General features: G+C 73.8%; 21 protein-coding genes, 5 tRNA genes and 1 pseudogene. 18 read left to right on the top strand and 9 right to left on the bottom strand.

All coding sequences use genetic code 11. The annotated features are described in order from the left end of the window. Positions 1-359 precede the first annotated feature (359 nt). The 3 genes from ACFOSY_RS26360 (at position 360) to ACFOSY_RS26350 (ending at position 2,726) form a co-directional block, all read left to right on the top strand. Positions 360-1,544: a glycerophosphodiester phosphodiesterase gene (locus ACFOSY_RS26360; RefSeq protein WP_394311252.1), complete on the top strand. Its 1,185-nt coding sequence runs from the start codon at positions 360-362 to the stop codon at positions 1,542-1,544. 147 nt (positions 1,545-1,691) lie between these two features. Next, a complete protein-coding gene (locus ACFOSY_RS26355) occupies positions 1,692-2,171 on the top strand; it encodes a sigma-70 family RNA polymerase sigma factor (RefSeq protein ID WP_394311516.1) in 480 nt (159 codons plus the stop codon). Between the two features lie 57 nt (positions 2,172-2,228). After that, positions 2,229-2,726: a GNAT family N-acetyltransferase gene (locus ACFOSY_RS26350; protein WP_394311513.1), complete on the top strand. Its 498-nt coding sequence runs from the start codon at positions 2,229-2,231 to the stop codon at positions 2,724-2,726. Positions 2,727-2,762: 36 nt separating this feature from the next. Here ACFOSY_RS26350 and ACFOSY_RS26345 read toward each other — a convergent pair whose 3' ends face one another. Genes ACFOSY_RS26345 through ACFOSY_RS26335 form a run of 3 tightly spaced genes read right to left on the bottom strand, consistent with a single transcriptional unit; the run spans position 2,763 to position 3,922 of the window. Continuing rightward, the gene (locus tag ACFOSY_RS26345) at positions 2,763-3,191 is read right to left on the bottom strand and encodes a hypothetical protein (protein ID WP_394311250.1); all 429 of its coding nucleotides are present in this window, start codon (positions 3,189-3,191) and stop codon (positions 2,763-2,765) included. A gap of 1 nt (position 3,192) precedes the next feature. Continuing rightward, positions 3,193-3,552: a hypothetical protein gene (locus tag ACFOSY_RS26340; protein ID WP_394311248.1), complete on the bottom strand. Its 360-nt coding sequence runs from the start codon at positions 3,550-3,552 to the stop codon at positions 3,193-3,195. 13 nt (positions 3,553-3,565) lie between these two features. Further along, positions 3,566-3,922 (bottom strand): hypothetical protein, encoded by a 357-nt coding sequence (locus ACFOSY_RS26335; RefSeq protein ID WP_394311246.1) that lies wholly within the window; start codon positions 3,920-3,922, stop codon positions 3,566-3,568. A 61-nt stretch (positions 3,923-3,983) separates the two neighbouring features. Between ACFOSY_RS26335 and ACFOSY_RS26330 the strand changes: the two genes are divergently transcribed. From ACFOSY_RS26330 to ACFOSY_RS26290, 9 genes are all read left to right on the top strand, one after another. Continuing rightward, positions 3,984-4,634, top strand: a complete 651-nt coding sequence (locus tag ACFOSY_RS26330; protein WP_394311244.1) for an HAD family hydrolase — start codon at positions 3,984-3,986, stop codon at positions 4,632-4,634. 389 nt (positions 4,635-5,023) lie between these two features. Next, positions 5,024-6,070 carry a methionine ABC transporter ATP-binding protein gene (locus ACFOSY_RS26325; RefSeq protein ID WP_394311241.1) on the top strand — a complete coding sequence of 349 codons (1,047 nt, stop codon included), beginning with the start codon at positions 5,024-5,026 and terminating at the stop codon, positions 6,068-6,070. Continuing rightward, complete coding sequence (locus tag ACFOSY_RS26320; protein ID WP_394311239.1) at positions 6,067-6,804, top strand: methionine ABC transporter permease; 738 nt, start codon at positions 6,067-6,069, stop codon at positions 6,802-6,804. Before ACFOSY_RS26325 ends, ACFOSY_RS26320 begins: the two co-directional genes overlap by 4 nt. Positions 6,805-6,888: 84 nt before the next feature. After that, complete coding sequence (locus ACFOSY_RS26315; RefSeq protein ID WP_369155104.1) at positions 6,889-7,716, top strand: MetQ/NlpA family ABC transporter substrate-binding protein; 828 nt, start codon at positions 6,889-6,891, stop codon at positions 7,714-7,716. A 172-nt stretch (positions 7,717-7,888) separates the two neighbouring features. Then, the gene (locus tag ACFOSY_RS26310) at positions 7,889-8,527 is read left to right on the top strand and encodes a GNAT family N-acetyltransferase (protein ID WP_394311236.1); all 639 of its coding nucleotides are present in this window, start codon (positions 7,889-7,891) and stop codon (positions 8,525-8,527) included. Between the two features lie 126 nt (positions 8,528-8,653). Further along, the gene (cbiE, locus tag ACFOSY_RS26305; RefSeq protein ID WP_394311233.1) at positions 8,654-9,865 is read left to right on the top strand and encodes a precorrin-6y C5,15-methyltransferase (decarboxylating) subunit CbiE; all 1,212 of its coding nucleotides are present in this window, start codon (positions 8,654-8,656) and stop codon (positions 9,863-9,865) included. 369 nt (positions 9,866-10,234) lie between these two features. After that, complete coding sequence (cobT, locus tag ACFOSY_RS26300; RefSeq protein ID WP_394311231.1) at positions 10,235-13,909, top strand: nicotinate-nucleotide--dimethylbenzimidazole phosphoribosyltransferase; 3,675 nt, start codon at positions 10,235-10,237, stop codon at positions 13,907-13,909. A 245-nt stretch (positions 13,910-14,154) separates the two neighbouring features. Next, entirely contained in the window at positions 14,155-15,390 is a 1,236-nt protein-coding gene (gene cobA / locus ACFOSY_RS26295; RefSeq protein ID WP_394311228.1) for a uroporphyrinogen-III C-methyltransferase, read from the top strand. Position 15,391: 1 nt separating this feature from the next. Further along, a complete protein-coding gene (locus ACFOSY_RS26290; protein ID WP_394311226.1) occupies positions 15,392-16,210 on the top strand; it encodes a TrmH family RNA methyltransferase in 819 nt (272 codons plus the stop codon). Between the two features lie 645 nt (positions 16,211-16,855). Here the strand turns inward: ACFOSY_RS26290 and ACFOSY_RS26285 are convergent. Then, the gene (locus tag ACFOSY_RS26285) at positions 16,856-18,136 is read right to left on the bottom strand and encodes a serine/threonine-protein kinase (RefSeq protein ID WP_394311223.1); all 1,281 of its coding nucleotides are present in this window, start codon (positions 18,134-18,136) and stop codon (positions 16,856-16,858) included. 204 nt (positions 18,137-18,340) lie between these two features. On the opposite strand from ACFOSY_RS26285, the gene ACFOSY_RS26280 reads away from it, so the two are divergent. From ACFOSY_RS26280 to ACFOSY_RS26265, 4 genes and pseudogenes are all read left to right on the top strand, one after another. Beyond that, positions 18,341-18,616, top strand: coding sequence for a hypothetical protein (locus ACFOSY_RS26280; protein ID WP_006130393.1), 276 nt, complete (start codon positions 18,341-18,343; stop codon positions 18,614-18,616). 198 nt (positions 18,617-18,814) lie between these two features. Further along, a complete protein-coding gene (locus tag ACFOSY_RS26275) occupies positions 18,815-18,994 on the top strand; it encodes a hypothetical protein (protein WP_006130392.1) in 180 nt (59 codons plus the stop codon). Between the two features lie 196 nt (positions 18,995-19,190). Further along, positions 19,191-20,116: pseudogene (locus ACFOSY_RS26270) on the top strand (phosphotransferase family protein). Positions 20,117-20,216: 100 nt separating this feature from the next. Next, the gene (locus tag ACFOSY_RS26265; RefSeq protein ID WP_006130390.1) at positions 20,217-20,498 is read left to right on the top strand and encodes a TFIIB-type zinc ribbon-containing protein; all 282 of its coding nucleotides are present in this window, start codon (positions 20,217-20,219) and stop codon (positions 20,496-20,498) included. A 50-nt stretch (positions 20,499-20,548) separates the two neighbouring features. On the opposite strand, the gene ACFOSY_RS26260 is transcribed toward ACFOSY_RS26265, so the two are convergent. The 5 genes from ACFOSY_RS26260 to ACFOSY_RS26240 all read right to left on the bottom strand — a co-directional run bounded on the left by ACFOSY_RS26260 (position 20,549) and on the right by ACFOSY_RS26240 (position 21,032). Continuing rightward, positions 20,549-20,620, bottom strand: a tRNA-Val gene (locus ACFOSY_RS26260). 43 nt (positions 20,621-20,663) lie between these two features. Then, positions 20,664-20,735 (bottom strand) — tRNA-Val (locus ACFOSY_RS26255). Positions 20,736-20,775: 40 nt separating this feature from the next. Next, positions 20,776-20,847: transfer RNA gene (locus ACFOSY_RS26250), tRNA-Val, on the bottom strand. Position 20,848: 1 nt separating this feature from the next. Further along, positions 20,849-20,922 (bottom strand) — tRNA-Cys (locus ACFOSY_RS26245). A 37-nt stretch (positions 20,923-20,959) separates the two neighbouring features. Continuing rightward, positions 20,960-21,032: transfer RNA gene (locus tag ACFOSY_RS26240), tRNA-Gly, on the bottom strand. Between the two features lie 153 nt (positions 21,033-21,185). Here ACFOSY_RS26240 and ACFOSY_RS26235 point away from each other — a divergent pair. Then, positions 21,186-22,238, top strand: a complete 1,053-nt coding sequence (locus ACFOSY_RS26235) for a chorismate-binding protein (RefSeq protein ID WP_394311219.1) — start codon at positions 21,186-21,188, stop codon at positions 22,236-22,238. Further along, positions 22,235-23,056: an aminotransferase class IV gene (locus ACFOSY_RS26230; RefSeq protein ID WP_394311217.1), complete on the top strand. Its 822-nt coding sequence runs from the start codon at positions 22,235-22,237 to the stop codon at positions 23,054-23,056. The genes ACFOSY_RS26235 and ACFOSY_RS26230 overlap by 4 nt, the downstream gene beginning before the upstream one ends. The last annotated feature ends 6 nt before the right edge of the window (positions 23,057-23,062 follow it).

Raw genomic sequence — 23,062 nt, 5'->3', positions numbered from 1 at the left:
AGGTGAGGACATTACTCGCGGTCCGGGGAGTCGCGCACATCGGGCTCGTGGCAGTTGACCGAGGTCTTGCGGTCTCTTGACCCGGGTCCACCTGCGCGCCCGCGCCCGCGTGCGACGGGAAAGCGACCGTCACGCTGTGACGCAGCTCGCCCAGGCCCGCGCCCCGCCGGGTACCCGCACCCCCCGGAGCGAACCGGACGCCCCATCACATCACCCCCGGAATACGACAGACGTACGTCAAACACAGGAGGGCGTACGTCACGCGACACCACCCGTCTGTTCGGCTCGATGCCTCCCCCGCGTCAACCGTGCGCACCTACGATCGGCCCGCACCGCACCAGCCGACACAGGAGGCGTTCATGGCGACACGGGAGTCGAACGAACAGGCGAGCGGGACCGGACGGCGGGCCCTGCTCGGGGCGGCGGTCCTCGGCGCGGGCGGCACCGTCCTCGGACTCGGCGGCACGGCCGGCGCGGTCCCGAACACCGGACACGGGCCCGCGCGGGGACGCGGCCGGGGCCTGAGCGGCCTGCCCGTGCCGACGATCGTGGGCCACCGGGGCGCCAGCGGCTACCGGCCCGAGCACACCTTCGGCTCGTACCAGCTCGCCCTCGACATGGGCGCCGACATCGTCGAGGCCGGCGACCTGGTGGCCACCAAGGACGGCCACCTCGTCTGCCGGCACGAGCCGGAGATCGGCGGCACCACCGACGTCGCCGACCACCCCGAGTTCGCCGGCCGCCGCACCACGAAGACGCTGGACGGCGTCCAGGTCACCGGCTGGTTCACCGAGGACTTCACGCTCGCCGAGCTCAAGCGGCTGCGGGCGGTGGAGCGCATCCCCGCCAACCGCCCGCACAACACCCTGTACAACGGCCGCTGGGAGATCCCCACCTTCGAGGAGGCGCTGCGCTGGCAGGACGAGCAGACCCGTGCGCGCGGCAAGCAGGTGTGGATCTACCCCGAGCTCAAGCACCCCACCTACTTCCGCAAGCTGGGCCTCGGCCTGGAGGAGCGGGTGGTGGGACTGCTGCGCAAGCACCGCAAGGACCGCGGGAACTCGCCGGTGATCCTCCAGTCGTTCGAGCCGACCAGCGTCCGGCGCCTGAGCAAGCTCGTGGACAACCCGCTGGTGGTGCTGCTGTCCGACGCCGCGAGCCGCCCCTGGGACTTCGTCGAGACCGGCGACCCGCGCACCACGGCCGACCTCGTCACCCCCAAGGGTCTGAAGGAGATCGCCTCCTACGCGCAGGGCATCGGCCCCACGCTCGACCTGGTCATCCCGCGCGACGCCTCGGGCCGGCTCACCGAGCCCACCACCCTGGTCCGTGACGCCCACCGCGCGGGCCTGATCCTGCACCCGTACACGATGCGCAACGAGAACCCGTTCCTGTCCGCGGAGTTCCGCAAGGGCTCCGACCCCGATGCCTACGGCGACGTCTTCGGCGCCTACCGCGTCTACTTCGCCACCGGCATCGACGGCGTCTTCACCGACAACCCGGACACCGGGCTGCTGGCCCGCGAGGACTTCGTCAACCGCTGACCCGCCCCGCCCCGGAAGGGGTGAGGTACGTCCGTCCCGGGCAACCCCGCCCGGGGCGGACGGGTCGTTGCGCGTGTGAGGACAACCGACCCGCCGCTCGCGTACGACCCGCCGCTCGCCCACGACCTGGTCGCCGTGCCGCGCCTGATGGCGCTGCTCGGTCCGCTGCTCGTCGCGGAGGCCGCCGCCGAGGCGTCCGGAGGCGGCGCCGAACCGGGCGACCTGGAACAGGCGGTCTGGCTCCGGCTCCTCGAGCGGCTCCACCGTGACGGACCGCCGGACGACCCGCCGCTGTGGCTGCGTCGCGCGGTCCGCGCGGAGGCCCGCCGCGTCCGCCGTACCGCCCGCCGTGAGACGGCGCTGACCCGCGAACCCGCCGACGCCGGCCGGCACGACCCGGAACGGCTCGCGCTCGCCGCCGCCCGCCGCCGCGCCCTGCGTGACGCGGTGCGCAGGCTCCCCGGCCGCTGCCCCGGCCTGCTCGCCGCGCTGCTGTCCCCGCACGATCCGACATACCGGGAAATCGCAGGGGAGTTGGGTATCTCACAGGGCAGTCTCGGCCCGGAACGCTCCAGATGCCTGGGATGTCTGCGTCGTTTACTCGCGGCGGAGGTTGCGGCGGGCTGAGGACGGGGATAGGAGTGAGGGACAACAGGTGATCAGGTGAGCGGGAGGCGTGCGCACATGGGCATGAGCGTGACCATCTCTGCGGCGGCCGAGCAGGACGCGGAGCAGATCTTCAGGTTGCAGTACCTGTGCTTCCAGAGCGAGGCGGCCCTCTACGGCAACTACCGCATCGATCCCCTGGTCCAGACCCTCGACTCGGTCCGCGAGGAGGTCGCCGGGGACTGCGTGTTCGTCGCGCGTCTCGGCGACGAGATCGTCGGGTCGGTGCACGGCAGGATCACCGAGGACGGCGCCGCCGCGATCGGCAAGCTCTGCGTCCACCCCCGTCTCCAGGGCCACGGCATCGGCGCCCGGCTGCTCAAGGCGGCCGAGGCGGCCCTCGCCGGCGAGCGCGGCGCCCGCACCTTCCGGCTGCACGCCGGTCACCGCAGCGAGAGCAACCTCCGCCTCTACAGCAAGGTCGGCTACCAGCGCGTGGGCACGTCCCGCGGCGCCGACGGCGTACCGATGATCGTGCTGGAGAAGACGGCGGAGACGTACGCGACGACCGCCTGACCGAGCGTCCGCGACGGACCGGCCGGCCGCCGCCCGTCAGGCGGCCGGCTCCTCGACGCGCGCCCGGCGCAGCCAGTACACGGCGGTCAGCGGCAGCAGCACCGGGATGAAGAGATAGCCCATCCCGTAGTCGGACCACACGGTGGCGTCGGGGAAGGCGGACGGCTCCACCAGCGTCCAGGTGCCGACGGTCAGCACGCCCACCAGCTCGGCGGCGCAGCACACCAGCGCCGCCCTGCGGGCCCTCTCCCCGCCGCGCACCAGCGTGTACGTGATGAAGCCGTAGACCACGCCGGCCAGCGCGGACAGCGTGTAGGCGAGCGGCGCGCGGTCGAACTCGGTGGCGATCTGGTAGGCCGAGCGCGACACGGCGCCCACCACCATCACCCCGTACAGCCAGACCAGCAGCAGTCCGGGCCCGCTCGCCAGCCGGGTCCGCCCCGGCCTCTTGTGGGTCGCGGTCATCTCAGCCTCCCCAGATGTCGAACAGCCGCACCTCGAGCACGGCCAGCACCACGCCGCTCGCGGCGACGGTCAACGATCCCCAGCGGGAGCGCTCGCCCAGCGACAGGAAGCCTGCCGCCGGGACACAGGCGAACGAGCCCAGCAGATACGCCACGAAGATCGTCGTGCCCTGCTCCGGCTTCTCGCCCCGGGCCAGCTGCACGATCCCGACCACCAGCTGCACCAGCGCCAGCAGCGTCACCACGGCCATGCCGATGAAGTGCCAGTCCTTCGTCGGCTGGTCACGGTAGGCGGCCCAGCCGCACCAGGCGGCGAGCAGCAGCGCGGCGACAGCGGTCACCACGGTCAGGACATCCAGCATGGCAGGGAGCCTATTACGCCGGAAAAGCCCCGCCGTCCCCGCCCCCGCGAGCAACGGGCCCGGGGCCCTCGGTGACGAGTCCGGCGGCGACCGCCCATCTGTGGATCCGCGCGTGCGCGCCCCCGCCGGGCGCCGGCGCCGGCGTGCGCACCGGACCCGGGGCGGTCTCGATCAGACGGGCCATCGTCCAGGCGAGCCCGTAGCAGTCGTCCGGCCCGAAACAGCCGGCCAGGGCCTCCGCCTCGGCGAGGCTCAACGGGCGCGGGATCGCGTCCAGTTGCCGCGCCCTGCGGTCGATCTCGGCTTCCTCCCCGGTCTCCTCGCCGGGCAGCGGTCCGTCCGCCACGAAGGCGCTCACCTCGGGTCTCATGCCGTCATGATGCGCCACGGCCGGATCCGGCCCCGTCCGGCGGGACCGTATGGTCGATGGCATGACCATTCATGCGCGTGCCCTGCTCTTCGACAACGACGGGACCCTGGTCTCCTCCCTGGAGTCCGTCAACCGCTGCTGGACGCGGTGGGCCGTGGAGTACGGGCTCACGGCCGAGGACTTCGCGCGGGTGGAGCTGCACGGGCGGCCGGCCGCCGAGATAGCCGCCGACCTGCTGCCCGCCCATGTCGTGCCGCAGGCCGTCGCGCGCATCGAGGACCTGGAGGTGGAGGACGTCGCCGACGGCGGGGTCCGTCTCCTGCCCGGGACCGAGGAGTTCCTCGCCGGACTGCCCGCCGAGCGCTGGGCCGTGGTCACCTCCGCCACCCGGCGCCTTGCCGAGGCCCGGCTCGCGGCCGTCGGCATCCTGCCCAAGACCCTGATCGCCGCCGACGACATCACCCGCGGCAAGCCCGACCCCGAGCCCTACCTGCTCGCCGCCCGCACGCTCGGCGTCGACCCCGCCGACTGCGTCGTCTTCGAGGACGCCCCCGCCGGGCTCCAGGCCGGCCGCGCCGCCGGCATGACGACCGTGGCCTTGGCCACAACCCACCGTGCCGAGGAGCTGACCGCCGACCTGGTGGTGACGGACCTGTCGGCCCTGTCCGCACTGGTCACCGGCACCGGGATCGAGATCTCCGTACGGCCCTGACGTGCGGCTGCGCGTGTCCACGGCCGTCCACTATGCGGACGGCCGGGTCCGTTCAGCAGTGAACGTCTGCTTTACTGACCGCATGACCACGACGAGCGACCGCACCCCTGCGACCGAGGCGACCATGACGCCCGGTGCTCGTTGTATGTGTCCGCGCCGAATGCGCGCCTGCTAGAGGGCCCCCGCACCGCCTGAGCCTCGCGCCCCGAAGCGAGAGCCGGCTCACGTCCGCCCGCGTGCCCCGCACGCGCGACCGAGCCACGCCCCGCGCACGTTTCCTTCCGGACCCCCGCATGTCCGCGGGATCCGTGCCGCCCTGCCGCCCTTCCCTGCATGCCCGTGCCCGGCGCCCACGACGCGCCGCGCACTCGACAGTGACGGAAACCCACGTGATCACCACCTCGGGCCTCACGAAGGTCTATCGGACTCACCGCTCACGCGGCCGCGAGGTCACCGCCCTCGATGGCGTCGACCTGCACGTCCGCGAAGGCGAGGTCTACGGCGTCATCGGCCAGTCCGGCGCCGGCAAGTCCTCCCTCATCCGCTGCGTCAATCTGCTGGAGCGTCCCACCTCCGGCACCGTGACCGTGGCCGGCCAGGACCTCACCGCGCTCGCCGGCCGCGGCCCCCGCGCCGGCCGGGAGCTCCGCCAGGCGCGCAGCCGCATCGGCATGGTCTTCCAGCACTTCAACCTGCTGTCCTCGCGCACCGTGCAGGACAACGTCGAACTTCCGCTGGAGATCCTCGGCACGTCGGGGAAGGAACGTTCCCGCAAGGCGCTGGAACTGCTCGACCTCGTCGGCCTCGCCGACAAGGCCAAGGCCTACCCCGCCCAGCTCTCCGGCGGCCAGAAGCAGCGCGTCGGCATCGCCCGCGCCCTCGCCGGCGACCCCAAGGTGCTGCTCTCCGACGAGGCCACCAGCGCCCTGGACCCGGAGACCACCCGCTCGATCCTGACGCTGCTGCGCGACCTCAACCGCCAGCTCGGCCTCACCGTCCTGCTCATCACGCACGAGATGGACGTCGTGAAGTCGGTCTGCGACTCGGCCGCCCTCATGGAGAAGGGCCGCATCGTCGAGTCCGGCACGGTCGCCGACCTGCTGGCCACCCCCGGTTCGGAACTCGCCGCCGCGCTGTTCCCCGTCGGCGGCGAGGCGAGCGGCGACGACCGCACCGTCCTCGACGTGACCTTCCACGGCGAGAGCGCCACCCAGCCGGTCATCTCCCAGCTCTCGCGCACCTACAACATCGACATATCGATCCTCGGCGCCGCCATCGACACCGTCGGCGGACTCCAGGTCGGCCGCATGCGCATCGAACTGCCCGGCCGCTACGAGGACAACGTCGTGCCCATCGGCTTCCTGCGCGAGCAGGGCCTGCAGATCGACGTCGTCGGCCACGACGAGCCCGCGCTGGTGAAGGAGGGTGCCAAGTGACCTGGTCCGAGATGCAGCCGCTGCTGGAACAGGCCTGTACCGAGACGCTGGTCATGGTCGGCTGGTCCACCCTGATCGCCGTCGTCGGCGGCCTCCCGCTCGGCATCCTGCTGGTCCTCACCGACAAGGGCGGACTGCTCCAGAACACCGTGGTGAACAAGGTCATCGGGCAGATCGTGAACATCGGCCGCTCGCTGCCGTTCATCATCCTCATGGTCGCCCTGATGAACTTCACCCGCTGGGTCACCGGCACCACCATCGGCAGCGAGGCCGCGATCGTGCCGCTCGCCATCGGCGGCATCCCCTTCTTCGCGCGGCTCGTCGAGACGGCCGTGCGCGAGGTGGACCACGGGCTCGTGGAGGCCGTGCAGGCGATGGGCGGCAACACCTGGACCATCGTCCGCAAGGTCCTCGTCCCCGAGGCGCTGCCCTCGCTGATCGCCTCCACCACCACCACGGTCATCGCGCTCATCGGCTACTCCGCCATGGCCGGCACCGTCGGCGGCGGCGGACTCGGCGACCTCGCCGTCCGCTACGGCTACCAGCGCTTCGAGACCGGCCTGATGTGGATCACCGTCGCGGTCCTCGCCGTGGCCATCTCGCTGATCCAGTTCGCCGGCGACTTCGCCGCCCGCGCCCTGCACCGCCGCGGCGCCCGCTCCGGACCCGGTCCGAGGCTGCGGCTGCTGAAGAGCGGCGAGCCCGCCACCGCCGACGTCGGCAAGGTCGCGTAGCCGCCGGCCGGGCCGCCCGGCCCCCCTCCCCGGACTCCCCGTGCACCAAGACGGGGTCGCACCACCCAAGGAAAGGCGCTTTTCGTGCGTAACACCGCCAAGATCACCACCGCCGTCCTCGCCGCCGGAGCCCTCACCCTCGGGCTCACCGCCTGCGGCGCGGACCAGGACGCCGCCTCCGACACCTCCGGCCCGCTGGTCGTCGCCGCGAGCCCCGTGCCCCACGCCGAGATCCTGAACTTCGTGAAGGACAACCTCGCCGAGAAGGCCGGCCTCGACCTCGAGGTCAAGGAGTTCACCGACTACGTCACCCCGAACACCGCGACGGAGGACGGCTCGGTCGGCGCCAACTACTTCCAGACCCAGCCCTACCTCGACGACTTCAACAAGAAGAACGGCACCCACATCGTGTCGGTCGTCGACGTGCACCTGGAGCCGCTCGGCCTCTACTCGCACAAGGTGAAGAAGGCCGACGAGCTGAAGAGCGGCGCGACGATCGCGATCCCCAACGACACCGTCAACGAGGGCCGCGCCCTCCAGCTGCTCGCCGCGAACGGCCTGCTCACCCTCAAGGACGGCGTCGGCACCTCGGCGACCCCCGCGGACATCACCGAGAACCCCAAGAAGCTCACCTTCAAGGAGCTCGAGGCCGCCCAGACCCCGCGCTCCCTGGACGACGTCGACGCCGCCGTGGTCAACGGCAACTACGCCATCGAGGCCGACCTGAAGCCCGCCGAGGACGCCCTGGTCCTCGAGAAGGCCAAGGACAACCCGAACAGCAACCTCCTCGCCGTCAAGGAGGGCCAGGAGGACGACCCGCGCGTCAAGAAGCTCGCGAAGCTCCTCACCTCGCCCGAGGTGAAGAAGTTCATCGAGGACACCTACGCCGGCTCGGTGCTCCCCTCCTTCTGATCCGCTCCGGTCCGTTCCGGTCCGCCCTCACCGCACCGCGACACCCGCCACGGGGTCCGACTCCGCGCCGCTCGGCGACGGGGGAGGACCCCGTCGTGCGTTCCGGTGCTTTCATGCTGCATGCTGGGCAGTTCAGCAGCACCCGACGGTCTCTCAGGTTACGGAGCCACGCATGACGAGCACCTTCCCCGACATCTCCCTCAGCACGGAGCGGTTGGTGCTGCGTCCCCTCGACGCGGACGACGTCCCCGCCCTCGCCGCGATGATGAGCGACGAGCAGGTGGGCGCCTGGACCGCCGTCCCGCAGCCGTTCACCGAGGACACCGCCCGCACCTGGATCACCGAGTACGCGCCCGCCGAGCGCGCCGCGGGGCACGGCCTCGACCTCGCCGTCGCCGAGTTCCTCACCCAGCGCCTGGTCGGCCTCATCCGGCTCACCCGCACCAACTGGCACGTGCGCTCCACCGAGCTGTCGTACATCGTCGCCCCCTGGGCGCGCGGCGAGGGCTACGCCTCCGAGGCCGCCCTCGCCACGGCGCAGTGGCTGTTCGGCGACCAGAAACTCCAGCGCGTCGAGCTGCGCACCGCCGCCGACAACACCGCCGCCCAGCAGGTCGCCCAGAAGATCGGCTGCATCAGCGAGGGCGTGCTGCGCAACGCCTGCATAGCCCGCGTCCGCGGCGAGGACGGCGGCTGGAGCGAGGTGCGCACCGACTACATCGTGTGGAGCCTGCTGCCCGAGGACATCGAGGGCGCGGACGGACAACTGGCCGACAGCGGAGGCTTCCCCGGCTACACCGACTGGAACTGAGTCCGAGGGGCGTCCGGCGGACCACACCGGCGAAGCGGCCCGTGACCGCACCAGGTAATCTCAGCAGACCGCCTCCGGGCGGAACAGCCGACGACGACCTGCGCGAACCCCAGGAGACTGACGACGATGGCCGACCGGGTCACGGTGATCGGCTGGGACGGCTCGCCGCTCACCGACGCGGCACGCGCCGCACTCGGCGCCGCCACGCTGGTCGCCGGCGCCGCACACCACCTGGCGCTCCCCGAGGTGCCCGCCGCGGCCGAGCGCATCCGCCTCGGCTCCGTCTCCCTCGCCGCCCGCCGTATCGCCGCGCACCGCGGCACGGCCGTCGTGCTCGCCGACGGCGACCCCGGCTTCTTCGGCGTCGTACGCACCCTGCGCGCGCCGGAGTTCGGCCTGGAGGTCGAGGTCGTGCCCGCCGTCTCCTCGGTCGCCGCCGCCTTCGCCCGGGCCGGCATGCCCTGGGACGACGCGGAGGTGGTCGTCGCCCACCCGCGCACCCTGCGCCGCGCGGTGAACGTGTGCCGGGCCCACACCAAGGTGGCGGTGCTCACCTCGCCCGGCGCCGGACCCGCCGAACTCGGCCTGCTGATGGAGGGCGTGCACCGCTCCTTCGTCATCTGCGAGGAACTCGGCACCGAGCGCGAACAGGTCACTGTCGTCACCTCCGACAAGGCCGCCGACCACACCTGGCGCGACCCCAACGTGGTCATCGTCATCGGCGGCCCGGTGGCCGCCGGCGACACCGCCGGCTGGATCGCCGGACGCGACCCCTCCGCCGGACCGCGCGGCTGGACGCTGCCCGCGGGGGAGTACGGCGGCGACCTCGGCGAGGGCGAGCGGGAGCCCGTCCGCATCGGCCAACTCGCCCGCCTCGGGCCGGGCCTGGGCGACCTCGTCTGGGACATCGGCTGCGGCTCCGGCGCGTTCGCCACCGACGCCGCACGGGCCGGGGCGGCCGTCATCGCCGTCGACCGCGACCGGGACGCCTGCGCCCGCACCGACGCCGCCGCGCGCCGCCACGGCGTCCAGATGCAGATCGTCCACGGCACCGCGCCGCAGGTCCTGGAGAACCTCCCCGAACCCGACGTGGTCCGGGTCGGCGGCGGGGGAGCGGCCGTGGTCTCCGCCGTGGCCGACCGCCGCCCGCAGCGCATCGTCACGCACGCCGCCACCCGCGACGCCGCGGAACTGATCGGCCGGAACCTGACGGAACACGGCTACCGCGTCGAGTGCGCCCTGCTCCAGTCCGTCGAACTCGACACGCGGGCCTGGACGGAGAAGGAACGGAGCGTCGCGTTCCTGCTCAGCGGGGTGCTGCCCGCCCGAGGCCGCTGAGCCGCATTGCCGTCCCCGTGATCGGTTTGTCTTACCGCGCGCGGTAGGCTGGCCGATCGTTGTACCGCACTGGTCACCCGACGCTTCGTCGGCCAATGTCCAAAAAGCGCGCCCGTTTTGGGGTGGGTCGTGGTACGGCAGGAACCGGAGGACGCGCAACGTGGCGCAGTCCACAGCGGAACCGTCGCCGATCAAGCTGACGCGACGGCGGTGCGCCCGCGACAATGCCAGTGAATGGCTTTGTCGCCTTTTCCGGGCGGGCCGTTCGTGCCGCTGGGGACGCACGCTCGTTCTTCAGTGTGGGGCGGTCGGTGCGCCGTTCCGGGTGAGCTGGTCGTAGGAGCACTAACCGATGGGCGAGGGGTACGCATGACCGACACCGGCCAGGTCCCGGGCGAGGGACTGCCGGAGAACGCAGGCAGGGTGGAGCAGCCGGGCGTCACCGCGCCGGACGCGTACACCTACCTCTCCGACAGTCCCGCCGAGGACGTAGACCTGCTGCTGCCGGGCGCCCAGGGCGCCTGGGGCAACGAGATCGCGCCGCCCGCGCCCGCGCCGGTCGTCGAGACCGTCCACCAGCCGGGCCCGCACGAGACGGACGGCCGCGACAGCGGCTCCGTCGACCTCGGCGGCGTCCGCCCGCCCGAGCCGCAGCAGCCGGCGCCCGCGCCTGCGCCGTCCGCGGCTCCGGCCACGCCGCGCCGTCCGCTGCACCTCGGCCCGCCGCTGCCCGACCTGTCCGCGAGCCCGGTCCGCTCCCTCGCCGACCGCGGCCCCGCCGACCTGCCCGCCCGCCAGCCGGGCCCGCCGACCCTCGGCCCGGAGTACCTCGACGTCCCGCGCACGCCTGAGGCGGCGTCTTCGCACGCCACGCCGTGGGTGGCCCAGGGCGCGGCGGCTCCGGCCGCGGCGCTCGCGGACGCGGCCCAGGCGGCCGTCGCCCGGGTCGCCACCCAGGCGGTCGGCACGGCGGTCGCCCCCGAGGGCGAGCAGACGCCTGCGGCGGCTCACGAGGAGCAGGCCGCGCCGGTCGCGCCGGTGGTGCCGGGCCCGGGTGCGCCCGGGGACGCGGTGGTTGGTGGTGACGCGGGCGTTGGCGACGCGGGCGGTGGCGACTCGGGCGGTGACGCTGGGGCGTCGGTGCCGGTGGACGTTGCTGCTGACGCGGCGCCGGTGGGCGCTGTGGTGCCGGACGCGCCGGACGCCGGTGAGGTGGGGCACGGTGACGTGCCCGTGGCTGAGGGCGAGGGCGCGGAGGGGCCGCAGGAGGCTGTGGTTCCGGAGGTGTCGGCCGTCCAGGAGCAGCCTGTCGGCCCGGAGCCTGTCACTCAGGAGCCCGTCGCTCAGGAGCCGCAGGACACCGGGGCGGCCGTGGTCGTGCCCGAGCAGACCCAGGCGCCGGAGGCCGTCGTGGCGGACGGGCAGGACGCCGCCGCCCAGGCCGCTGTCGCCGAGGCGGCCGACGTCGCCGCGCCGCAGGCGCCCGCTGACGAGACCGCCGGTACGCCGGAGGCCCCGGCCCACGTCGACGCCGTTGCCGACGTGCCGCAGGACGCCCCTGTCGCCCAAACCCTCGCGCCCGAGGCCGTTCCCGCACCGGAGGCGCCGGAAGCGCCGGAACCCGCGCCGGTGCCGGATGCCGTAGCGGCGCAGGGCGCCCAGGCGCCGGAGGCCCCGGCCGCCGACGCCGCCGTACCGGCGGTCGACACCGCCGTACCGGCCGCCGAGGACCCGGCGACCGTGGCCGCCCCGGTCCCGGATCAGGAACAGGCCCCTGAGCAGGAGCAGGCCACGGACCAGGCGCCCGCGCCGGAAGCCGCGGCCCCCGCGGCGGACCCGGCCGCGGAGACCCCTCCGGCTCCCGAGCCCGCCCCGGGAACCGCGACCCCGGTCGAGCCCCGGGCGACCCCGGAGCCTCCGACCGCCCCCGACGCCGTGCAGGGCCCCCAGCAGACGCCCGCGCACGCGACCCCGCTGCCCGGCACCCTGCCGCTCGAGCCGCAGGCGGACGAGTCGCTGGGCCGGTTCGTCCCCGTGGACGGCACCGTGCCCACCGCGCCCCATCTCGCCCCCACCCCGCCGCAGGGCGTGACCGTCCCCGAGGAAGCGCCCGCCGAGACCGCCCCCGCGGAGGCCCCGGCCGCCCCCGCGGAGGCCCCGGCCGTGCCCGTGGACGACCAGGCGCCCGTCGCCGTCGTACCGCCGGCGCCCGCCGCCGACGCCGAGGCCGAGGTCGCGCAGAACGCCGACGACATGGACACCCAGGGCGTCGGCGTCGAACCCGAGCCCGCCCCGCGGGCGGAGCCCGCCGGACCGGCCGCCCCCGGCTACGCGGACGCCGAGCGCGAGGCCGTGCTGAAGGTCATGCGCGAGCGCCGGGACATCCGAAACGGCTTCCGTGGCGACCCCATCCCGCACGAGGTGCTGCTGCGCGTCCTGGAGGCCGCCCACACCGCGCCCTCCGTCGGGCACTCGCAGCCCTGGGACTTCGTCGTCATCCGCTCCGAGGAGACCCGGCGCCGGATGCACGAACTGGCGATGCGTCAGCGCGACGCCTACGCCAAGACGCTGCCCAAGGGCCGGGCCAAGCAGTTCAAGGAACTGAAGATCGAGGCCATCCTCGACACCCCGGTGAACATCGTCGTCACCGCCGACCCCACCCGCGGCGGCCGCCACACCCTCGGCCGCCACACGCAGCCGCAGATGGCGCCGTACTCCTCCGCGCTCGCCGTGGAGAACCTCTGGCTCGCCGCCCGCGCCGAAGGGCTCGGCGTCGGCTGGGTCAGCTTCTTCGACGAGCGCGAGATGGTCCGCGCCCTGGACCTGCCCGAGCACCTGGAGGTCGTCGCCTACCTGTGCGTCGGCTACGTCGACGAATTCCCGGACGAGCCCGAGCTGATGCAGGCCGGCTGGTCCAAGCGCCGCCCCCTGTCGTGGGTGGTGCACGAGGAGACGTACGGCCGCCGCGCCCTGCCCGGAGAGGACCCCCACGACCTGCTTGCAGAGACCGTCGCGCAGATCCGCCCGCTGGACGCCAAGGCGCTCGGCGAGGCCTGGGAGCGCCAGAAGCGCATGACCAAGCCGGCCGGAGCGCTCGGCATGCTGGAGATCATCTCCGCCCAGCTGTCGGGGCTGTCCCGGCAGTGCCCGCCGCCGATCCCGGAGCCCGCGGCCGTCGCGATCTTCGCCGGCGACCACGGGGTGCACGCCCAGGGCGTCACCCCCTGGCCGCAGGAGGTCACCGCGCAGATGGTGGCGAACTTCCTCGGCGGGGGAGCGGTGTGCAACGCCTTCGCCGCCCAGGTCGGCGCCGAGGTCTGCGTGGTTGACGTGGGCGTCTCCGCCGACCTGCCGGCCACGCCCGGCCTGCTGCCGCGCAAGATCCGCGCCGGCACGTCCGACATGACCGCCGGGCCCGCGATGACCCGCGAGGAGGCCAAGCAGGCCGTCGAGGTGGGCATCGAGACGGCCCGCGACCTGGTCGCGGCCGGCAACAAGGCCCTGCTCACCGGCGAGATGGGCATCGCGAACACCACCGCGTCCGCGGCCCTCATCTCCGTGTTCACCGGCGCCGACCCGGCGGAGGTCACCGGCCGCGGCACCGGCATCAACGACGAGACCCTCGCCCGCAAGACCGACGTGGTGCGCCGCGCGCTGGAGCTGCACCAGCCGGACCCGTCCGACCCGCTCGGCGTGCTGGCCGCGGTCGGCGGTTTCGAACACGCGGCCATCGTCGGCCTGCTGCTCGGCGGTGCGTCGCTGCGCACGCCGGTGATCCTGGACGGCGTCAGCGCCGGCGCCGCCGCGCTGGTCGCCCGGGCCATCGCGCCCGAGGTCCTCGCGGCCTGCATCGCCGGCCACCGCAGCGCGGAGCCCGGCCACGTGGCCGCGCTCAACAAGCTGGGCCTGCGCCCGCTGGTCGACCTCGACCTGCGCCTCGGCGAGGGCACGGGCGCCCTGCTCGCGCTCCCCCTGGTCCAGAGCACGGCCCGCGCCATGCACGAGGTCGCGACCTTCGACTCGGCGGGCGTGACGGAGAAGTAGAAGGCGCCTCATCGAGGCCTGGGGTGGTCGTGGGCACACGCCGGGTGGTCGTGGGCAGTCGTTCCTCCCCCAGCGCCTTAAGGGCCTGGGAGGTACCCCCAGGCGGAACGGGTGGGCACGACCACCCCACAGCCGGCACCCGGCGTCCCCCTGCCCACCCACCGGACACCGGACCCGCCAGAACCCCGGCCCCTTTAAAATTCGCACGTCAGGGCTACCGCACGCCGCAAGAGGAGCCGTCCCGCATGGCCGAACACCCCGCCTACCCCGTAGGCCTCCGCCTCACCGGCCGCCGGATCGTCGTCCTCGGCGGCGGCCAGGTAGCCCAACGCCGCCTCCCCGCCCTGATCGCCGCCGGCGCCGACATCCACCTGGTGTCCCCCGAGGCCACCCCCTCCGTGGAGGCCATGGCGGACGCCGGCGAGATCACCTGGCACCGCCGTCCGTACGCCGACGGCGACCTCGCCGACGCCTGGTACGCGCTGATCGCCACCAGCGACCCCGACGCGAACGCGGCGGCCTCCGCCGAGGCGGAGCACCACCGCGTCTGGTGCGTCCGCTCCGACGACGCCGACCAGGCCACGGCCTGGACTCCGGCGACCGGCCACAGCGAGGGCGTCACCGTCGCGGTGCTCACCACCGACGCGCGCGGACGCGACCCCCGGCACACCGCCGCCATCCGCGACGCCGTGGTCGAGGGACTGCGCGACGGCACCCTCGTCGCCCCGCACCACCGCACCCGCACCGCGGGCGTCGCCCTCGTCGGCGGCGGCCCCGGCGACCCGGACCTCATCACCGTGCGCGGCCGACGCCTGCTCGCCGAGGCCGACGTCGTCATCGCCGACCGGCTCGGGCCGCGCGACCTGCTCGCCGAACTCCCGCCGCACGTCGAGGTGATCGACGCGGCGAAGATCCCGTACGGCCGGTTCATGGCCCAGGAGGCCATCAACAACGCGCTGATCGAGCACGCCAAGCAGGGCAAGTCCGTGGTCCGCCTCAAGGGCGGCGACCCGTACGTCTTCGGCCGCGGCATGGAGGAACTGCACGCCCTCACCGAGGCCGGCATCCCCTGCACCGTCGTCCCCGGCATCTCCAGCTCCATCTCCGTGCCCGGCGCGGCCGGCATCCCCGTCACCCACCGCGGTGTGGCGCACGAGTTCACCGTGGTCAGCGGCCATGTCGCCCCCGACGACGAACGCTCCCTGGTCGACTGGCCCTCGCTGGCCAAGCTGACCGGCACCCTGGTGATCCTCATGGGCGTCGACAAGATCGGCCGGATCGCCGAGACCCTCGTCGCGCACGGCAAGTCCCCGGACACCCCGGTCGCCCTCGTCCAGGAGGGCACCACCGCCGCCCAGCGCCGCGTCGACGCGACCCTCGCCACGGTCGCCGAGACCGTCGTCGCCCAGGAGGTGAAGCCGCCGGCGGTCATCGTCATCGGCGACGTCGTGGCCGTCGGCCCGGACGGGACGGCCGCCTGACATGGGCGAGATCATCACCGTCGACGACCCCGACGACCCGTGCCTGCACGACTACACGAACCTCACGGACGTCGAGCTGCGCCGTCGCCGCGAACCCGCCGAGGGCCTGTTCATCGCCGAGGGCGAGAAGGTCGTCCGACGCGCCGGGGACGCCGGGTACACGATGCGCTCCATGCTGCTGACGCAGAAGTGGGTCGACGTCATGCGGGACGTCATCGACCGCTCCGACGCCCCGGTGTACGTCGTGGAGCCCTCGCTCGCCGAACAGGTCACCGGCTACCACGTGCACCGCGGCGCGCTTGCCTCCATGCAGCGCCGTCCGCTGCCCGAGCCCGCCGACGTGCTCCGCACGGCCCGCCGCGTCGTCGTCATGGAGTCGGTCAACGACCACACCAACATCGGCGCGATCTTCCGCTCGGCCGCCGCCCTCGGCATGGACGCTGTCCTGCTCTCCCCGGACTGCGCCGACCCGCTGTACCGCCGCAGCGTCAAGGTCTCCATGGGCGCCGTCTTCTCCGTGCCGTACGCCCGCCTGGAGACGTGGCCCAAGGACCTGACGACGGTGCAGGACGCGGGCTTCACCGTGCTCGCCCTCACCCCGGACGACCGCGCCCGCACCCTCGACGAGACGGCCCCGCACCGCATGGACCGGGTCGCCCTGATGCTCGGCGCGGAGGGCACCGGCCTGTCCCGCCGCGCCCTGTCCGCCGCCGACACCTGGGTACGCATCCCGATGTCCCACGGCGTGGACTCCCTCAACGTGGGCGCGGCAGCGGCGGTCGCCTTCTACGCGGTGACGGCGGGCCGGCCGCAGGAGTAGGGGGCTCCGCCCTTCTGACCGGCGTGCGCTGTCCCGCCCCTCGGAGGGGACAGCGGCCGGTCCCTGCCGGACGGGGCCGATGGCTCCGCCCCACTGAACGGACGGCGACCCGAACCCGCCGGACGGCTGCCTGTTCCGGCCTCTCGGACGGGTGAGCGCCTTCGCCTGCCGGCCGCTCAGCAGGTCGCTTGCCTGGGCCGGCAAGGCGGTCCAGGGCTACCGACCGGCCGATCAGCTCCTCGCACCGAGACGGGTTGGCGCCCCTCTGGCTGGGTGAGCAGCGAGGATCCCCGCTCCAGGGCCGGGCGCTTGACGCCTTCCGACCGGGCGAGCGGCTTCACGCACCAGGACGGGTGGGCGCTCCTCCGGCCGGGTGAGGGGCGTGCAGTCCCGCTCCAAGTTCGGGGCGCCGGACGCCCGCCGACCGGGCAATCGGCTCCCCGTACCGAAACGTGCGGGCGCCCCTCCGGCCGGATGGCCAACGAGCGGCTCCCCTCCACAACCGCCGGGCGCCGGACCCCCGCCGACCAGGCGAGCGTGTCCCCGCAAGGCGTCCATCAGCCCCGGCCCGCTGAGCCGCTACGGCAATCACACCGCCGCAGCCCGCCCGGGGCAGACGCCCCCCACCGCACGGCGAGGCGTCCCTCAGGACGGCCCCTGGCACCCCTGCACCAGCGCGATCCCGAACGCCACCACCAGCGTCACCACCACGAACACGAACAGCCGCTGCCGCAGCAGCCGCGGATTGGCCGGGCGCAGGCCCGAGCCGGTGCGGGGGGACGGGCGGCGGCCGCCCGTGCCGGTGCCGGGGCGGGTTCCGTTGCGGGACGTCGTGCCGGTGCGCGGCCTGGGGCGGGCCGGCGTGCCCTGGCGGGGCGCTCCGTTCCGCTCGGACCCGCCGCCCCGGGACGGGGGCACGCTCCTGCCGCCCCGTGAGGACGACGGGCCGCCGCCACGGGAGGCGGAACCGTCGCGCGGGGACGTGGCCCTGCCCCCCTGCCGGCGCGCGTCCCGATCGGGGTAGGTGTCGGCGAGGCGTGCGCTCGCCCGCTCGGACTCGGGGGTGCGCGGCGCGGGCGGCCGGACGTCGGCGAGGCCCTGTGCCTCCCGCGCGGCGATCTCCTTGAGCCGCAGCGACAGTTGCAGCGTGCTCGGCCGCTCCTCGGGGTCCTTCGCCAGACAGGCCCGCACCAGCGGGGCCAGCGCGTCGGGGACGCCCTGCAGCTGGGCCTCCTCGTGCACCACGCGGTACAGCATCACCTCGGAACTGCCGTGCCCGAAGGGCGAGTCGCCCATCGACGCGTACGCGAGCGTGGCGCCCAGCGAGAACACGTCCGTGGCCGGCGTGACGGCCGCACCCCGCACCTGCTCGGGCGCGAGGAAGCCGGGCGACCCGACGGCCGTGCCCACGTGCGTGAGCGTCGAGGCGCCGGTGGCCCAGGCGATGCCGAAGTCGATGATCCGCGGCCCCTTCGGGGACAGCAGGATGTTGGACGGCTTGAGGTCCCGGTGCACCACACCGGCCTCGTGCACCGCGACCAGCCCCTCCGAGAGCGCCGCGCCCACGGCGGCCACCTCGGCGGCGGCGAGCGGACCCTCGTCGGCGACCTTGTCGTGCAGCGACGGGCCGGGGACGTACTGGGTGGCGAACCAGGGACGGTCGGCCTCCAGGTCGGCGGCGACCAGCCGGGCCGTGCAGCCACCGCGGATGCGCCGGGCCGCCGAGACCTCGCGGGCGAACCGTGAGCGGAACTCCTGGTCCTCCGCCAGATCGGGGCGGATGACCTTCAGCGCGACCCGCTGCCCCTTCTTGTCGGAGCCCAGATAGACCACGCCCATCCCGCCCGCGCCGAGCCGTCGGTGAAGCCTGAAAGAGCCGACGACGCGCGGGTCCTCGCGCCTCAGGCGCATCATCGCCATGTTCATCCCCGCTGCCCGGTCCTGTGACGTGCCACAGCTTACGTTTCCACAGCCGTCCGTGCGCAGAGGCCGCGCCCTCCGCGTTCGGCGGATTGTCAGTGGGCGGTGGGACACTTGAAGAGTGGTCAGGGAGCGCGTGAGCAGGCCGGGTTCGCGCGAGGGCGGGCCCGTCCGGTCCCAACCACCCGACAGCGAAGGGGGATTGATCGCGTGAAGGGTGACAGGGTCGAGATCGTCGTGGACGCGGGGGACACGACGCGTACGTACGAGGTGGTGGCCTCGCGGGCGGGGCGCAGGGTCGAGACGGCGGTGCGACGAGGGGTGGTCGAAGTGAGCGAAGTCACCCGAACCGGGGCTGTGGTGCGCACGGCGCGTTTCATGGCGAACCGGGTGCTCGCCCTGGTGGAGCAGCCCGTCCCGCGCCAGGACACCTCGGAGGGAGCGGGCCGCGCCGGCCGTCCCCTCGGGGATGTCCCCGAGGCGTAGGACGCCGTCTCCACCCAGGGGAGTACGGCGCGTAGCCCCGCTCATCCTCGGGGAGGCCCACCGATCGGTACGAGGGCATGACGTGGCGGAAGCGCAGGCACCCTAGATTTGAGGTCAAGCGGCGGGTGCAGCACTCGTCCCCCGAGGTCGGACGCCCGCCGCTGCCAAGGACAACAGAAACGGTCAGGAGAAGGGACCATGGCGTACACGGCACCGCGGACACTGCTCCGCACGCGGGATCGCGGCCAGGGCCGCCGGCACCCGCTGGTGGCGACGCTCATGGCCCTGCCCCTGGCGGTCCTGCTCCTCCTCGTCTTCGACGGGTGGGAGACGGTGACCACACAGGCGTCGTCCGTGGGCGAGATGCTGGGGCGCTGATCCAGCGACCCCAGGCCCGGAAGAGCGGTCCGGGCGGGGACATCCACCCATGAAACCCCGTGGGGACGGGGGTGCGGCGGACGGCAAGATGCCGGCGCAGCTGGGGAGCTGCGCCGGCATTGCTTTTCCCCCGGCGCCCGGCGTGCCCCCGGCTCGCGCCCGGCACGCCCCCGGCGGGCCCGCGTAGCCTCACCCCGTGACCGAGGACCTCCTCCCCGCCCTGACCGCCCGCGCCACGGAGGCGGCCCACGCCCGCGACCCCGCCTGCCCCTGCGCCGCGGCCACCCTCGCCCACCGCGAGGACGCCACCGTCGTCCGGCACGCCGCCGCCGTGGCCAAGGCGCACGCCCCCGGCACCGACCCCGCGGAGCTGGGCCTCCGGCTCGCCGTCGCCGCCCGGCTCCCCGGCATTTTGCTCCCCCCGCTCGCACCGGCCCCCGCCGAACTGCACGGCCGCCCGGTCACGTACTGGCCGTACGGCACGCCCGTGGACCCGGACGACCCGGACGCCGCCCCCTGGAGGAGGCGGGCGTCCTCCTCGCCCGCCTGCACCGCGCCCCGCTCCCCGAGACCGTGCCGCCCGTGCGCGGACCCGAGAAGGCCGCCCGCGCCGTCGCGCTCCTGAGCGACACCGCCCCGCGCCACCCCGCCGCCGGCCCGGTGCTGGACGCCTGGGCGGATCTCCCGCCGTGGGCCCGGGGCGAGGCGCCCGCGCCGGGACCCGCACGCCTCTGCCACGGTGACTTCCACCTCGGCCAGCTGATACGCGACCCCGCCCCGGGCAGCCCCTGGCTGCTGATCGACGTGGACGACCTCGGCGCGGGCCCGCCGGTCTGGGACCTGGCCCGCCCCGCCGCCTGGTACGCCGTGGGGATGCTCGACCCCGGTGCCTGGCACCGCTTCCTCACCGCCTACCGCGCCGCCGGCGGCCCGGCCGTGCCGCCCGACGGCGACCCCTGGCCGCAGCTGGACGTCCCGGCCCGCGCGCTCACCGCGCAGACCGCCGCCCGCGCCGTCACCAAGGCGGCCGCGGCCGGCCGGGAGCTGGACGAGGTGGAGGAGTGGCTGGTCGACGCCTGTGCCCGTATGCGGTCCGCACCGGCCGTCGCCCCGGCGGACTGAGACAGATTTCCCCGACGTAGGGTGCAACCGGCCCACAGTCGGACAGAGTCTGTCCAGCTGATACGCGAAGCAGTACGACCGGCGAGGAGTTGACCCGACCATGCAGTGTCCGAAGTGCCGTGCCCCCATGCACACGTACAACCGCAACGGTGTCCAGATCGAGCAGTGCAGCGGGTGCCGGGGGATCTTCCTCGACTACGGCGAGCTCGAGGCGCTGACCCGGCTCGAGTCCCAGTGGTCGCAGCCCGCCCCGCCCCCGCCCGCCGCGCCCCAGGCCTACCCGCCCGCGGCGCCGCAGGCCCCGGCGTGGGGAGCGCCGCACGGGGGCCAGTACGGCCACCGCCGTCACAAGAGCTTCGGCCACATGCTCTTCTCCAGCTGACGGACGCACGACGAAGCCCCCGGTCGCAGGACCGGGGGCTTCGAGCCGTGTGGACGATACTGGGATTGAACCAGTGACCTCTTCCGTGTCAGGGAAGCGCTCTCCCGCTGAGCTAATCGTCCTCGGGACCATGACCACTCCGCGGAGCCGGTCATGGGCACTGCGTGCGCGATACTGGGATTGAACCAGTGACCTCTTCCGTGTCAGGGAAGCGCTCTCCCGCTGAGCTAATCGCGCGGGGTTCGGATCTTCGCAGATCCAGGATCCGGAGATCCAGTGGACGATACTGGGATTGAACCAGTGACCTCTTCCGTGTCAGGGAAGCGCTCTCCCGCTGAGCTAATCGTCCTTGGAGGTGGAGACGGGATTTGAACCCGTGTAGACGGCTTTGCAGGCCGTTGCCTCGCCTCTCGGCCACTCCACCAGGAGTGTAGGGGACCGGGAAGCCCCCTCTTCCTTCGAGCGGACGACGAGGCTCGAACTCGCGACCTCAACCTTGGCAAGGTTGCGCTCTACCAACTGAGCTACGTCCGCCTGTCGTTTCGGTCCGCTTGCGCGTCCCGGCGACGAACTGAACTCTAGCGGATTCCGGGGCCAGCACAAAAACCCGTTTGCGCAGCGTGCTGCGCTGCGCCTGCTCAGGGGCGTGGTCACGTCACCCGCGCGCCCCCGCCATAGACTCGTGGCGTGCACGACCTGCCACCTCTCGCGCGCTTCGGTGACCGCGTCGCCACCGGCCTCGCCGACGTCACCGACGACCCCGCCGCCCTGGACTCCACCGGCTTCTGGGCCGTCGCCGCCGACTTCGAGGGGCGCCTGACCTGCGCCCGGTTCCGGGACGTCCGTACCGAGCCCGTGCCGCCGCCCGCCCCGGGCGCCTGGCGGGGACCGGCCGCCGGCGACTGGACGTCCTCCCTCGACCGCGACGCGTACACGACGGCGGTGCGCCGGATCCGCGACCACATCGCGGCGGGCGAGGTCTACCAGGCGAACCTCTGCCGCGTCCTGTCCGCGCCGGTGCCCCCGGACGCCGACGTGGACGCCCTCACCGCCCTGCTGGCGCGCGGCAACCCCGCGCCGTACGCAGGAACGATTCGGCTGCCGCGGCACGGCGTGGAGATCGCCACCGCCTCGCCCGAGCTGTTCCTCCGCCGGGACGGCCGCGTCGTCGAGTCCGGGCCGATCAAGGGCACCGGCCGCACCGAGGCGGACCTGCTGGAGAAGGACTACGCCGAGAACGTCATGATCGTCGACCTGGTCCGCAACGACATCGGACAGGTCTGCGCCACCGGTACGGTCACCGTCCCCGACCTCTGCGCCGTCGAGAAGCACCCGGGCCTGGTCCACCTCGTCTCCACGGTCCGCGGCGAACTGCGCGACGGCGAGGGCTGGCCCGCGCTGCTGCGCGCCGCCTTCCCGCCCGGCTCCGTCACCGGAGCGCCCAAGTCCAGCGCGCTGCGGATCATCGACGCGCTGGAGACCGCCCCGCGCGGCCCGTACTGCGGGGGGATCGGCTGGGTCGACGCCGACCGCGGCACCGGCGTGCTGGCCGTCGGCATCCGCACCTTCTGGATCGACCGGGGCACGGACGGCGCGGCCGTGCTGCGGTTCGGCACCGGCGCCGGCATCACCTGGGGCTCCGACCCCGAGGGGGAGTGGCGCGAGACCGAACTGAAGGCTTCCCGGCTGCTCGCGGTAGCGTCGGGGACGTACCAGGTGAGCGAAAGGATCCGGACGTGAAGATCTGGCTCGACGGCGCGCTGCGGGACTCCGAGACCGCCCGCGTCTCCGTCTTCGACCACGGACTGACCGTGGGCGACGGCATCTTCGAGACGGTGAAGGCCGTGGACGGGCGGCCGTTCGCCCTCACCCGGCACCTCGACCGGCTGACCCGCTCGGCCCGCGGCCTCGGGCTGCCCGACCCCGACCTCGACGAGGTCCGCCGCGCCTGCGCCGCCGTCCTCGAGGCCAACCCCGTGCCGCTCGGCCGGCTGCGCCTGACCTACACCGGCGGACACGGCCCGCTCGGCTCCGACCGCGGCGACCAGGGCCCGACCCTCGTGGTCGCCCTCGGCGGGACCGCCCGCCGCCCGGACACCACGGCCGTCGTCACCGTGCCCTGGACCCGCAACGAGCGCGGCGCGCTCACCGGCCTGAAGACCACCTCGTACGCCGAGAACGTCGTCGCCCTCGCCCGCGCCCACGAACACGGCGCCACCGAGGCGCTGTTCGCCAACACCGTCGGACAGCTCTGCGAGGGCACCGGGTCGAACGTCTTCGTCGTCCTCGACGGCGAGATCCACACCCCGCCGCTCGCCTCCGGCTGCCTCGCGGGCATCACCCGCGCCCTGGTCGCCGAGTGGACCGGCGCCAAGGAGACCGACCTGCCGCTGGACGTCCTGCGCGAGGCCGACGAGATCTTCCTCACCTCCACCCTGCGCGACGTGCAGGCGGTGCACCGCGTCGACGACCGCGAACTGTCCGCCACCCCCGGCCCGGTGACGGCCAAGGCCATGCGGATCTTCGACGAGCGGTCCGCCGCGGACATCGACCCGTGAGGGGCC

Origin of the sequence: Streptomyces lusitanus (assembly GCF_042647945.1) — a bacterium.
Classification (GTDB): domain Bacteria; phylum Actinomycetota; class Actinomycetes; order Streptomycetales; family Streptomycetaceae; genus Streptomyces; species Streptomyces pseudogriseolus.
This window is presented reverse-complemented; position numbering and strand designations above follow the sequence as displayed.

Excerpts from the sequence above, each read along its gene's own strand:
- ACFOSY_RS26345 (WP_394311250.1), bottom strand. The coding sequence starts at position 3,191 with ATGACCGCGACCCACAAGAGGCCGGGGCGGACCCGGCTGGCGAGCGGG.
- ACFOSY_RS26360 (WP_394311252.1), top strand. The coding sequence starts at position 360 with ATGGCGACACGGGAGTCGAACGAACAGGCGAGCGGGACCGGACGGCGG.
- cobT (WP_394311231.1), top strand. The coding sequence starts at position 10,235 with ATGACCGACACCGGCCAGGTCCCGGGCGAGGGACTGCCGGAGAACGCA.
- cbiE (WP_394311233.1), top strand. The coding sequence starts at position 8,654 with ATGGCCGACCGGGTCACGGTGATCGGCTGGGACGGCTCGCCGCTCACC.
- cobA (WP_394311228.1), top strand. The coding sequence starts at position 14,155 with ATGGCCGAACACCCCGCCTACCCCGTAGGCCTCCGCCTCACCGGCCGC.
- ACFOSY_RS26335 (WP_394311246.1), bottom strand. The coding sequence starts at position 3,922 with ATGAGACCCGAGGTGAGCGCCTTCGTGGCGGACGGACCGCTGCCCGGC.
- ACFOSY_RS26330 (WP_394311244.1), top strand. The coding sequence starts at position 3,984 with ATGACCATTCATGCGCGTGCCCTGCTCTTCGACAACGACGGGACCCTG.
- ACFOSY_RS26355 (WP_394311516.1), top strand. The coding sequence starts at position 1,692 with ATGGCGCTGCTCGGTCCGCTGCTCGTCGCGGAGGCCGCCGCCGAGGCG.
- ACFOSY_RS26285 (WP_394311223.1), bottom strand. The coding sequence starts at position 18,136 with ATGAACATGGCGATGATGCGCCTGAGGCGCGAGGACCCGCGCGTCGTC.
- ACFOSY_RS26310 (WP_394311236.1), top strand. The coding sequence starts at position 7,889 with ATGACGAGCACCTTCCCCGACATCTCCCTCAGCACGGAGCGGTTGGTG.
- ACFOSY_RS26275 (WP_006130392.1), top strand. The coding sequence starts at position 18,815 with ATGGCGTACACGGCACCGCGGACACTGCTCCGCACGCGGGATCGCGGC.
- ACFOSY_RS26350 (WP_394311513.1), top strand. The coding sequence starts at position 2,229 with ATGGGCATGAGCGTGACCATCTCTGCGGCGGCCGAGCAGGACGCGGAG.
- ACFOSY_RS26340 (WP_394311248.1), bottom strand. The coding sequence starts at position 3,552 with ATGCTGGATGTCCTGACCGTGGTGACCGCTGTCGCCGCGCTGCTGCTC.
- ACFOSY_RS26265 (WP_006130390.1), top strand. The coding sequence starts at position 20,217 with ATGCAGTGTCCGAAGTGCCGTGCCCCCATGCACACGTACAACCGCAAC.
- ACFOSY_RS26290 (WP_394311226.1), top strand. The coding sequence starts at position 15,392 with ATGGGCGAGATCATCACCGTCGACGACCCCGACGACCCGTGCCTGCAC.